Source organism: Nocardia aurantia (genome assembly GCF_009604425.1).
In the GTDB taxonomy this organism is placed as follows: domain Bacteria; phylum Actinomycetota; class Actinomycetes; order Mycobacteriales; family Mycobacteriaceae; genus Nocardia; species Nocardia aurantia.
Genome location: NZ_WEGI01000013.1, coordinates 57,674 through 69,380, shown reverse-complemented (window position 1 = coordinate 69,380; position 11,707 = coordinate 57,674). Strand labels below are relative to the sequence as shown.

Annotated in this window: 8 protein-coding genes; 2 read left to right on the top strand and 6 right to left on the bottom strand. The window is 69.6% G+C overall.

The features are described 5' to 3' along the window. Window positions 1-119 precede the first annotated feature (119 nt). Both NRB56_RS28570 and aceA read right to left on the bottom strand, forming a co-directional pair. Window positions 120-980, bottom strand: a complete 861-nt coding sequence (locus NRB56_RS28570; protein ID WP_153347445.1) for a 3-hydroxybutyryl-CoA dehydrogenase — start codon at window positions 978-980, stop codon at window positions 120-122. A 155-nt stretch (window positions 981-1,135) separates the two neighbouring features. After that, window positions 1,136-2,422 carry an isocitrate lyase gene (aceA, locus tag NRB56_RS28565; RefSeq protein ID WP_153347444.1) on the bottom strand — a complete coding sequence of 429 codons (1,287 nt, stop codon included), beginning with the start codon at window positions 2,420-2,422 and terminating at the stop codon, window positions 1,136-1,138. A 556-nt stretch (window positions 2,423-2,978) separates the two neighbouring features. Here aceA and NRB56_RS28560 point away from each other — a divergent pair. Continuing rightward, on the top strand, window positions 2,979-4,226 hold the full coding sequence (locus tag NRB56_RS28560; protein ID WP_153347443.1) for an alpha/beta hydrolase family protein: 1,248 nt from the start codon (window positions 2,979-2,981) through the stop codon (window positions 4,224-4,226). Between the two features lie 261 nt (window positions 4,227-4,487). Here NRB56_RS28560 and NRB56_RS28555 read toward each other — a convergent pair whose 3' ends face one another. Next, entirely contained in the window at window positions 4,488-7,202 is a 2,715-nt protein-coding gene (locus NRB56_RS28555) for a molybdopterin-dependent oxidoreductase (protein WP_319943671.1), read from the bottom strand. After that, entirely contained in the window at window positions 7,199-8,497 is a 1,299-nt protein-coding gene (locus NRB56_RS39355) for an FAD binding domain-containing protein (RefSeq protein WP_319943670.1), read from the bottom strand. Before NRB56_RS39355 ends, NRB56_RS28555 begins: the two co-directional genes overlap by 4 nt. A gap of 238 nt (window positions 8,498-8,735) precedes the next feature. Between NRB56_RS39355 and NRB56_RS28540 the strand changes: the two genes are divergently transcribed. Continuing rightward, window positions 8,736-9,212 (top strand): DUF1772 domain-containing protein, encoded by a 477-nt coding sequence (locus NRB56_RS28540; protein ID WP_153347441.1) that lies wholly within the window; start codon window positions 8,736-8,738, stop codon window positions 9,210-9,212. Between the two features lie 250 nt (window positions 9,213-9,462). Here the strand turns inward: NRB56_RS28540 and mtnK are convergent, their stop codons facing one another. Together mtnK and NRB56_RS28530 are read right to left on the bottom strand one after the other, a co-directional pair. After that, the gene (gene mtnK / locus NRB56_RS28535; protein ID WP_153347440.1) at window positions 9,463-10,650 is read right to left on the bottom strand and encodes an S-methyl-5-thioribose kinase; all 1,188 of its coding nucleotides are present in this window, start codon (window positions 10,648-10,650) and stop codon (window positions 9,463-9,465) included. Continuing rightward, window positions 10,647-11,681 (bottom strand): ABC transporter permease, encoded by a 1,035-nt coding sequence (locus NRB56_RS28530; protein WP_153347439.1) that lies wholly within the window; start codon window positions 11,679-11,681, stop codon window positions 10,647-10,649. The genes mtnK and NRB56_RS28530 overlap by 4 nt, the downstream gene beginning before the upstream one ends. Between the last annotated feature and the right edge of the window lie 26 nt (window positions 11,682-11,707).

The window sequence follows — 11,707 nt, the reverse complement described above, 5'->3', positions numbered from 1 at the left end:
TGGTCGCCGGCGCCTGATCCGGCGAGTTGGTGAAACCTGTTGTGCCGAGCCTGATCACGAACGAGACCACCTCGGTGCGAGTCTGACGAGCACCGTTCGCGGAGCGAAGCGAGGCAAATCTAATAACTGTAGAAGCCGGCGCCCGCCTTCTTGCCCAGCAGGCCCGCCTCGACCATGCGCATGAGCAGCGGCGGCGCCGAGTACAGCGGCTCCTTGAACTCGGCGTACATGGAATCGGCGATGGACTTCACGGTATCGAGCCCGACCAGGTCGGTCAGCGCCAGCGGGCCCATCGGGTGGGCACAGCCGAGCACCATCGCCTTGTCGACGTCCTCCTTGGTGGCGAAACCGGATTCGACCATCCGGATCGCCGACAGCAGATACGGCACCAGCAGCGCGTTCACCACGAAGCCGGACCGGTCGGCGGAGCGCACCACCTGCTTGCCGAGCACGGTGGCGGCGAACGTCTCCGCGCGTTCCTTCACCGCCGCACTGGTTTTCAGCGTGGTGACCAGCTCCACCAACGGCAGCACCGGCACCGGGTTGAAGAAGTGCATGCCGACCACGCGCTCGGGATTGGCGGTGGCCACCGCGATCTTCATGATCGGGATCGAGGAGGTGTTGGAGGCGAGCACGGCGTCCGGATCGGTGACCACCTTGTCCAGCTGCGCGAAGATCGAGGTCTTCACCTCCTCGTTCTCCACGACCGCCTCGACCACCAGCTGACGGTCGGCGAAGTCGCCGAGGTCGGAGGTGAAGCGCAGCCGCCAGGCGGTCTGCTCCCGCTCCCGTTCGGTGATCTTGCCGCTGGACACCCCGCGATCCAGCGACCGCAGGATGCGGGCCCGGCCGGCGGCGGCCAGTTCCCGGGTGGGTTCGAAGACGAGCACATCCACGTGCGCCCGGGCGCAGACCTCCGCGATGCCGGCGCCCATCTGTCCGGCGCCGACGATGCCGACGCGCTGAATCTTCTCGCTCATGTCCGCTCCTGCGTGATTCTCATTGGTGGCGGCGGTTTCTCAGGTGGTAGTGGCAAGGGCCGGGATCCAGGTGTGCAGCTGGATCCCGGCCCGAGCCGGCCGCCCACGGGGGGCGACGGCGGTTGTCCCGGATGCGAAACGGGACAGCCGCATTCTCAGTGGAACTGGCCTTCTTCGGTCGAGCCCTTCAGCGCCGCGGTCGAGGTGTTCGGGTCGACCGTGGTGGCGATGGTGTCGAAGTACCCGGCGCCGACCTCACGCTGGTGCTTGGTGGCGGTGTAACCGCGCTCCTCGGCGGCGAACTCGCGCTCCTGCAGCTCGACGTAGGCGCTCATGCCCTCGCGGGCGTAGCCGTAGGCCAGGTCGAACATGCTGTAGTTCAGCGCGTGGAAGCCGGCCAGGGTGATGAACTGGAACTTGAAGCCCATGGCGCCCAGCTCCCGCTGGAACTTCGCGATGGTCGCGTCGTCCAGGTGCTGCTTCCAGTTGAACGACGGCGAGCAGTTGTAGGACAGCAGCTGGTCGGGGAACTCGCTCTTGACCGACTCGGCGAACTTGCGGGCCAGCTCCAGGTCCGGGGTGCCGGTCTCCATCCAGATCAGGTCGGAGTAGGGCGCGTAGGCCTTGGCGCGGGCGATGCAGGGCTCGATGCCGTTGCGCAGGTGGTAGAAGCCCTCCGCGGTGCGCTCACCGGTGATGAATTCCTGGTCGCGCTCGTCGACATCGGAGGTGATCAGGGTGGCGGCCTCGGCGTCGGTGCGCGCGATGACCACGGTCGGGGTGTCGGCCACGTCGGCCGCCAGACGCGCGGAGGTCAGGGTGCGGATGTGCTGCGAGGTCGGGACCAGCACCTTGCCACCGAGGTGGCCGCATTTCTTCTCCGAGGCCAGCTGATCCTCCCAGTGGGTGCCGGCGGCGCCCGCGGCGATCATGGCCTTCTGCAGCTCGTAGACGTTGAGCGCGCCACCGAAGCCGGCTTCACCGTCGGCCACGATCGGGACCAGCCAGTTGTCGACCGAGGTGTCGCCCTCGACGCGGGCGATCTCGTCGGCGCGCAGCAGCGCGTTGTTGATCCGGCGGACCACGGACGGCACCGAGTTGGCCGGGTACAGCGACTGGTCCGGGTAGGTGTGGCCGGAGAGGTTCGCGTCACCGGCGACCTGCCAGCCGGAGAGGTAGATGGCCTTCAGGCCGGCGCGCACCTGCTGCACGGCCATGTTGCCGGTGAGGGCGCCGAGCGCGTTGATGTAGTCATCGCCGTTGACCTGCTCCCACAGGATCTCGGCGCCGCGACGAGCCAGCGTGTGCTCCTCGACGACCGAGCCCTGCAGCTTCACGACCTGCTCGGGCGTGTAGTTGCGGGTGATGCCCTTCCACCGCGGGTTGGTGTCCCAATCCTGCTGGATTTCCGCAGCGGTCTTGGGGGTGCCGACGTTCGACATCGTGACTCCTGGTTCTCGTCGTGCCCCATGTCCGAATCTCACGACCGCCGGTGCGGTTGCTGGGCGGTCGGCGCGGCGGCGCTGCCCTGGGTCCGGACTCTGCTGGAGCGGCAATTTGCAGGCTTGCTAGGCCCTTCTGTTGTACTTCCACACGATGGCACAGGAAAAAATGGCCGTCTACCTGTTACAAGTGTGAATACGAGCTAGCTTTGACGGCCCATCTGCCAATTCTGTGAAATTTGCGGATTGCTTGCCCGCCTCAAATCTACTCGCCGGTAGCCCTGACGTGCGGTTTTGCGTAACGGTCGTACTGTTTTCGTGACCGTCCGCGCCGCTCGATTTTCGCCGTCGAGGCTCGGCGATGTGAGGACGTTCACAGGCTGATCGTTCCATTTGGACTGTGCGCCACGCCACGATTGATCTCCCCTGGATTGTGCTCTGCGCACAATTCTAACCCGGTGCGCAAGCCCCTCCGCGGCACGAGGGACCGATTGGTCCGGTTCGGGGGCGAGACAGGCGATACTGAGCCCCGGAAACCTGCGTATTGAGGAGAACGATGCGGAAACTGTCGACCACCGCGGCCACGCTCGCGGCCGCGGCGCTGCTGGCCACCGGGGTATCGGCGCTGTCACCGACGGCGACGGCCGACCCCGGCACCCGGTCGGCGGCTGCCGACAACAGCGCCCAGGCGACCGCCGGCGGTGTCGCACAGTCCGTGGCCACGGACGGCGTCGCACAGTCCGTGGCCACGGACACCGGCACCCTGACCGAGGTCCTGCCGCTGGCACCCGCGGCCACCCTGCCCGGCTCGGCGGACGCGCACCGCATCCTCTACCGCACCACCACCGCGGGCGACGCCGCGACCGTGGCGAGCGCCGCCGTCTACTTCCCGCCCGGCCAGCCGCCGGCCGGCGGCTGGCCGGTCATCGCCTGGGCCCACGGGACCATCGGCCTGGCCGACGAATGCGCCTACAGCATCGCCGGGCCGGGCGCGGTCGAGCGCGACTGGGCCTACCTCGGCGCCTGGCTGAAACAGGGCTACGCGATCGTGGCCGCCGACTACGCCGGGCTCGGCACCGAGGGCGACCATCCGTACCTCAACGGCCGGGTGGAGGCCCACAACGTGGTCGACGCGGTGCAGGCCGCGACCGGACACTGGGACACCCTCTCGCATCGCTGGGTGGTCGTCGGCCAGTCGCAGGGCGCCGGCGCGGCGGTGACCACGGCGCGCTACGCCACCGAATTCGGCGGCCCAGGGCTGGACTACCGCGGCGCGGTCGCCACCGGCACCCCGGCCTACATCGAGGACGTGCTGGTCACCCTCGGCCCCGGCGTCCCGCCGGTGGCGCTGCCCGCCGGTGTCACCGCCTACACGCTGTACATCCTCAACGGGCTGCGCACCAGCTTCCCGGATCTGAACATCGACTCGTACCTGACGGAGACCGGCCGCTCCTGGGTCGACCGGGCGCACGACGAATGCCTGCTCCCGCTGGAGGAGGAGTTGCGGGCGCACAAGGTGGCCGGCGGCGACCTGTTCGCCCGTCCCCTGGCCGATCTCCCGAACGCGCACGCCCTGCTGCACGACTACCTGGGCCTGCCCGAGACCGGCTACGACCGCCCGCTGTTCCTGGGCCAGGGCCTCCAGGACACCGACGTGCTGACCCCCGAGACCCTGCGTTTCATCGGGGTACTGACCGCCAACGGCCAGCCGGTCACGGCGCGGACGTATCCGACCGACCACAGCGGCACCGTCAACGCCTCGCTGGTCGACTCGGTCCCGTTCGTACGCAACCTGTTCCGCTGAGCCCGCCGCCGGACCGGTCCCCGGGGGCCGGTCCGGCGCACGGAACACACTGCCCGCCAAGTACTCTCGCGGATCACTTGCGCTGTCGCCAACGACGAGACGATCCGCGACCGTCCATCACTGGTACCGCGGCAACAGGATTCGACCCGCGTCCGTCGTTTCGGAACCGGATGTGCCGCGCATCGAGCACTGCGGAGCGACAACCTCATCCGGTGCGCGTCGGTCACCGCCGCCCAGAAGGTGAATGTAACCCTCTGCGCTTCAGCGGTTTTCGTCGATGAGTGCCCAGATGCGATCCGCGGTCATCGGCAACTCGCGGGGCCGCACCCCGATCGCGTCCCGGATCGCGTTCGCCAGCGCGGGTGCGACCGGGTTGTACGGAGATTCGCTCATCGACTTGGCGCCGAGCGGGCCGAGCGCATCGCTGGTGTCGGCGAAGTACACCTCGGTGATCGGCAGGTCGGCGAGCTGCGGAATATGGTAGTGGCGCAGGGTTTTCGTGCGAACGATGCCCTGTTCCACCCGCATGTCCTCGTACAGCGCGCTGCCGACGGCCTGTGCCGCTCCCCCCTCGACCTGGCCACGGCACTGCCGCGGATCGAGGACGGTACCGGCGTCGGCGGCCTGCACCGACTGCAGGATCCGGACCTGCCCGGTCTCGGCGTGCACGGCGACCCGGACGGCGTGCACGTTGAACGACACCGAGCGTGGGCTGCCGTCGTGCTCGGCGGTGGCGCGCAACGGTCCGGCGGCCAGCAGTTCGCCCGCGGTGAGCAGCCGGTCTCCGCAGCGCACCCCGTCGGCCCCGAGGCTGCCGTCGCGACGGGCGAGAGCCGCGGCGCGAGCGAGGATCAGCTCCCGCAGGCGAGTGCACGCGGCGTGTACCGCCTTGCCCGCCACCACGATTCCGGTGGATCCGAAGGCGCCGGTGTCGTGTTCGGTGACATCGGTGTCGGCGTGCCGCAGGCGGATCCGGGAGACATCGGTGTGCAGCGCGGCCGCCGCCAGCCGGGCGTGCACGACCGTGCTGCCGTTACCGAATTCGGCTGTGCCCACGCGGATCTCGTAATCGCCGTCGCAGAGCAGCACCGCTTCGGCGGTGGCCCGGTGGCCGCGCGGCGGGATGGTGGCGATCATGGCGGCGGCCATCCCCTCGCCGACCAGCCAGCGTCCTTCCGGCGCCCGCACCCCGTTGCCGCGGCGCAGCGCCGCCTCGGCCAGATCCAGGCACTGGTCCAGACCGTAACTGCCGAAACCGAGATCGTCGTCCGGCGTGCAGGCGCCGCCGATCAGCTCGTCGCCGGGGACGACCACGTTGCGGCGGCGGAAGTCGAACGGGTCGATGCCCAGCCGCCGGGCCAGTTCGTCCATCGCGGATTCCAGCGCGAAACCGACCTGCCCGAGTCCGTAGCCGCGGAAGGCGCCCGACGGCAGGTTGTTGGTGTAGACCGCCCGCCCGTCGACCCGTTTGTGCGCGCACCGATACAGCGCGACCGACTCGCTGATCGAATGGAAAAGCACTCCGGCACTGTGGTTTCCGTAGGCGCCGGCGTCGGAGAGGACATCGACGGCGAGCGCGGTCAACCGGCCCGCCGCGTCGGCGCCGACAGTCACGGCCACCCGCATCGGATGCCGGCAGGGCGCGGAGGTGAACTGATCGGAGCGGGTGAACTCGTACCGCACCGGCTGCCCGGTGCGCAGCACCGCCAGCGCGACCAGGTCCTCGGTCAGCATCTCCTGTTTGGCGCCGAAGCCACCGCCGACGCGGGCGGCCAGCACTCGAATCCGATTGCGGGACAACGCGAATATCCGGCACAGCTCATCGCGCACCAGGAACGGCACCTGCGTGCTGGTGCGGATCACCAACCGGCCGGTGTCATCGATCCAGCCGACGCTGCCGTGCGTCTCCAGATGCACATGCTGCACCCGCGGGGTCCGCCACACACCCGTGACGACCTCCGCGGCGGCGGCCAGGCCGGCGTCGAGATCCCCCGTGCTGCCGTGCACCTCGGCGACGAGATTGCGCCCGGCATCGGCGATGCGGGACGTGCCGGGCTTGTCCCCGTGCAGTTTCGGCGCCTCCGGTCGCAGCGCCTCCCCCGGATCGAAGACCGCGGGCAGCGGCTCGTACTCGACCCGGATCGCGCGGCAGCCGGCACGAGCGAGGTCGAGCGTATCGGCCACCACCGCCGCGACCCGCTGCCCGGCGAAACGCACCACCCGATCGAGGATCACAGTGTCGTCCGGATCGTCCTCGCGCAGTTGATGCCGGGCGGTCGAGAAGGCGAAGGCCGGACCGTCGTCGGCGGTGAGCACCGCGCGCACGCCCGGAATCGCCTCGGCGGCGGTGGCATCGATCGAGACGATCCGCGCGTGCGGGTACGGGCTGGTGACCACCGCCAGATGCAGCGCCGCCGACGACGGCCCATCCACACTGTGGTCCGCCGCCGCCCCCGCCCGGCACGGCTCGGTGTCCAGGGTGAACGGCTCCGTGCCGGTGACGATCCGCATCGCCCGCGGCCCGGCCGGCTGCCGGGGCTCGTCGTCCGTGCCGAGCACAGCGGCCGCGATCGACCGGTAACCCGTGCAGCGGCACAGATTTCCCTTCAACCGATCCGGCAGTTCGGCCGCCGTCACCCCCGCGCGGTCGAGTTCGCTCGCGGTGACCACCATTCCCGCGGTGCAGTATCCGCACTGGAACGCGCCCGCCTCGGCGAACCGGCGCTGCACGGGATGTGGATCCTCGACGGTCCCGAGCCCCGCGGCGGTCGTGACACTGCGCCCCTCGGCCCGATAGGCGGGATAGAGGCAGGAATGCACCGCCGCGTCGTCGACCAGCACCGTGCACGCCCCGCAGTCCCCGGCGTCGCACCCCTTCTTGACCGCGAATCGCCCGTGCTCGCGCAACAGCGTGCGCAGGCACTGCCCGGGTCGTGGCTGCGCCTCGATCGCCCGACCGTCCACCTCGAACTTCACGACCGCACCTCCCCTAGATCGGCCAGCACCGCACGACCGAGCACCGTACAGACATGTCGCCGCCAGGCGGGCGTGCCGTGTGGATCGTCGAACCAGAGCCCCCGATCCAGATCCAGAATGGTTGCCGCCAATTCGCTATCATCCGGAACCGAGCCGAATTCGAGCACCACCGGCCGCACCGTCGCCGCGCTGAGCGTGATCGCACAACGCCCATCCGCATCGCGTCGCCCCATCACCACCGCACCGGAACGCCCCAACGGCGCCAAAGCCACCTTCCGAAAAGCGATGCGGGAGCGCAGCTTCGCCGCATCGAGCCGGATCGACCGAAGCACCTCCCCCGGTCGCAACACCGTCTGCCCCGGCCCGATGACGAACCGCGCCAACGGAATCGAACGCTCACCGCCATCCGGTGACCAGATCAGCGCGGTCCCGTCCAGCGCCACCAGCGCGGCCAGCACCGCTCCGGCCGGCAATCCGAGGCACACGTTGCCCCCGACCGTCGCCGCCCGCCGAATCTTGTACGACGCCACCAGCGCCCGGCAGGCGAGCGGAAACAATTGCACGGCAACCCATTCCGCGGGTATCCGCACCGAATCGGCACCCGGCTCGGCCGAGCCGGCGGTGGCGACGTCCCCCTGCCCGCGGTCGCACCGCTCCGCGGACTCGGCCGGTACGGCGTCCTGGGACAGTGGGCCGCCCCGGCCCGGCCGCGCGAGAGCTCCGGCCGACCGCGATCCATCCGCGCCCGGCACAAGCCGCGGATCAGCGCTACCGGGACGGGACGCCACCTCGTCGGCACCCCGGGTAGCGAACAGTTTCGCGGACTCGACCGGTGCGGACCGCGAATCGCCGCCGTCCGTCCGCTCCGCCGCTTCAGCGGTACTCCGGGTCCCGGCGTCGGGCCGCGCCACGCGACCGGAAGGAGGCTGCCCGATATCCGTTGTCATGGGCAGCGCGGCATCGGCAGCCGCGGTGGACGGGGCCACCGGCACGCCGGAAGAGGTCGTCACGCCCGGGGACGCTGCGGCGATCGGTGAGCCCATCATGGCCGTCATCGCCTCGGCGGCCTCGTCCAGTTCGGCGAGCGTGCAGGTGGCCGCTATCTCCAGACCGGCGGCGGTCACGACGAGCGCGGGCCAGTCCAGCGCGGTGATGTCGACCAGCCGATCCAGCCGGTCCTGCGGCTCCGAGAACAGCCAGGTGCCGCCGGCCAGTACCGCCGAATCCGGGCCCAGCGCATCGAGATCGGCGCGATTCCGGGCCACGATCACCTCGCGGATCGTGTCGAGATCCATCCGACCACCCGCTTTCCGCCGAGCCACAACCGAATCGGCGACCGGCCCGACCGGCCAGGTGCCGATTTCCACCTTAGAAGGCAATAGTTGCGCCGAGGTTGCGGAACGCTCCGACAGGTTGCGTCGGCGTTACCCGGTCGGGCAAAAATCTAGCATCGCTAGACATTCTTGCGGGCGAGATTTACAGTCGGTACATCAACTAGCGCTGCTAGATTTTCGAGCACACAGGAGACCGGACATGCTCACCACCATCGGCCAGATCGCCGCCGCCGTGGCCATCCTCGCGAACGCCGTCGTCTACGGCACCGATGCCTGCGCCGCGCTGATCATGCGCTCGTCCTACCGGAAACTCGATGATGCCGCCCTGACCACGGTGGCCGGTTGGGGTCACTACTACGGCGACCGCCGGATGCCGCCCTTCGGCATCGGTGGCGTCGTCGGCACCCTGGCGACCCTCGTCCTCGCGGCCGCCGCCGGACACGCCGGTGCGGCGATCGGCGCGGGTATCGCGCTCGTGGCGTTGCTGTCCTGGCTGGCGTTCTACGCCCGGGTGGCCAAGCCGATCAACACCGCGCAGAAGGAAGCCGCCCGCACCGGCATCATTCCGCCGAATGCCCGTGCCCTGCAAGACAAGTGGGACAGCATCCTCGGCTTCCGGGTCGGCCTGCAGGCTGTCGCGCTGGCCGGCCTGTGCGCCGCGCTGGCTTTGCTCTGAAACGCCGGACGCCGGACGCCATGGATCGGATGCGGGGATCGGCGCGAAATCGGCCCCACCGGCGAGCAACCAGCTCCATCGGTACCGGCAGCAACCACCGTGACCGACCACGGTGGTTGCACATCACTTCCACGGAAACCCTTGTGCCCTGCATACTCAGAATTTCGGCACCAGCGGCAGGCCGGTCCGGTCCACACCCACCGCCCGACCTGATCGCCGGTGCGGGACCGGTCAGCGCCCCCGCCGCTCGTTACTCCTGGACCGAGCCGAGTACAGGACCGGCGAGGTCGTCGACCAGCGCCGCGACATCGGCGGGCGTGGCGAGTTCCGCACGGCGCAGGACCAATTCGCGGCCGACGAGCAGGGCGTGCCGGGCCGCGGTCGCGTCGGGCAGACTGTCCAGGTCGGTGAGGTGGGCGTAGCCGATGATGCGGCGGATCAGTTCCGCGCCCGCGAAACCGAGCGAGTCCGCCCACACCCGGCGCAGGAATCGATCCAGGTAGGCATCGTCGAAGAAGGTGTCGGCACGCTGCGGCCACAGCCGGCGGAACTCCGTCTCGAAGGCCGCCCAGCTGCGCGCCAACTGGCCGGCGTGCTCGCCGACGGCACCGAGGACCCGCGCCCGGGATTCCGCCGCCACCAGGTTCCCCCAGTACAACCCGAGGTCGAAGCCGATCGGGCCGACGTAGGAGAACTCCGGATCGAACACCCGGACCACCTCCGCACCGGCCCGGTTGCCGACTATGATGCTGCCGGTGTGCAGATCGCCGTGCAGCAGCGCCTGCGCACCGGACATGAACAGGTGGCGCAGTTCGGCGATCTCGGTGCGCAGCGCCGCGTCGGCGCGGTAGGCCGCGGCCAGATCGGCGAGGTCGGGATGCCAATGGTTGTGCTCGTGCTCGAGGTAGGGCTCGGACAGCACCACGTCCTCGGTGATCTTGCAGAGTTCGGGATTCACCGATTCCGCCAGCAGCGCTTTACGTTCCGCCGACGTCATACCGAAATCGCTGGTGGCGAAGGACAATCGGGCCACGAACAGGCCGATCGCGTCGGACGCGCCACCGTAGCCGCCACCCTCGTTGAGCACGGTGCGCAGCACCCGCAGATCCGACATGTCCTCCATGACCAGGACGTAATCGGCCGGGTCGTAGCCGTGGACCACCGGGATCGTCTCCGGCGCCACCGCCGCCACCGCCCGGTAGGCGCGGGCCTCGGCGTCGGCTCGGGCGGGACTCAACGGCCACGAGGGCCCGGCGACGCGCACCCACGGGAGCGCCTGTTTCACGGCGAGACTCCAGCCGGCGCCGGTGGCGATGAACACCCGATTCAGATTGCCGTCGGACACCTCGTGCACCGCGACCTCGCCGGATCCGTCCCAGTGCCCGTGGTCACGGAGATAGCCGGGGATGTCGGCGGTTTCCAGCAGGCGGTGGCTCATGAGCGTCTTCCTCGCGACAGGGTGAAACTGAACACCAGCGCGATGATCAGCACCGCGCCCTCGACGACATCCTGCGTGTAGTAGGGCAATCCGGCGATGGTCAGCCCCGAGGAGATGATGCCGATCAGCACGGCGCCGAGCGCGGTGCCCCACGCGTTCGGCTTGCCGCGGCCGAGCACCGAGGTGCCGACCAGCGCGACCGCCACCGCCTCCAGCAGCTGCGAGGTCCCGGCGGACACGTCGCCCTGCCCGATCCGGGCGGCCAGGATCAGTCCGCCGATCGAGGCGAGCACCCCGGACAGCACGTACGCCAGCGCCCGGTACACCCCCACCCGGATACCGGCCAGCCGCGCCGCCTTCGGATTCGCGCCGATCGCGTACAGCACACGCCCCCACCGGGTCCGGGCCAGGAACACCCAGGCCGCGACGGTCAGCACCAGGAAGATCAGCACCGATACCGGGATCCCCGCGACGCTGCCCCGATCGATCTTCAGGAAGCCGGCGGTGAACTTGCCCGGCGCGGTGTGGCCGTCGGGCAGCGTCATCCCCGGGGAGATCGACTGCCCGTCCACCACAATGAGTTTCAGGCCCTGGATGACGAACATGGTGCCGAGCGTGGCCAGCATGTCCGGCACCTTCAGCGCCACGATCAGCAGCGCGTTGCCCAGTCCGGCAACCACACCGGCGGCCAGTACGACCAGGATCGCGATCGCGCCGACCTGGTTGTAGACCACCATCATCTTCGCCGCGACCGACACCGCGAGCCCGGCGACCGCGCCGACCGACATGTCCATGCCACCCACGGCCAGTGTCACCGTGACGCCGAGGCCGAGCAGGGCCGCGACCGAGACGTAGCGCAGGATGTCCAGCAACGTCGCCGAATTGCGGAAGGCCGGTTCGCTGGCGCTGAAGTAGGCGAACAGCGCGAGCGTCACCACGATGAACCCGTACTTGATCACGAGGTCACGCATCCGTCCCGGCACCGGCGCGGCGGTGGTGGTGGCAGGGGCGGGAAGCTCGGTGGCGGTCATCGCGGAACTTTCGATCGGATCGGGTT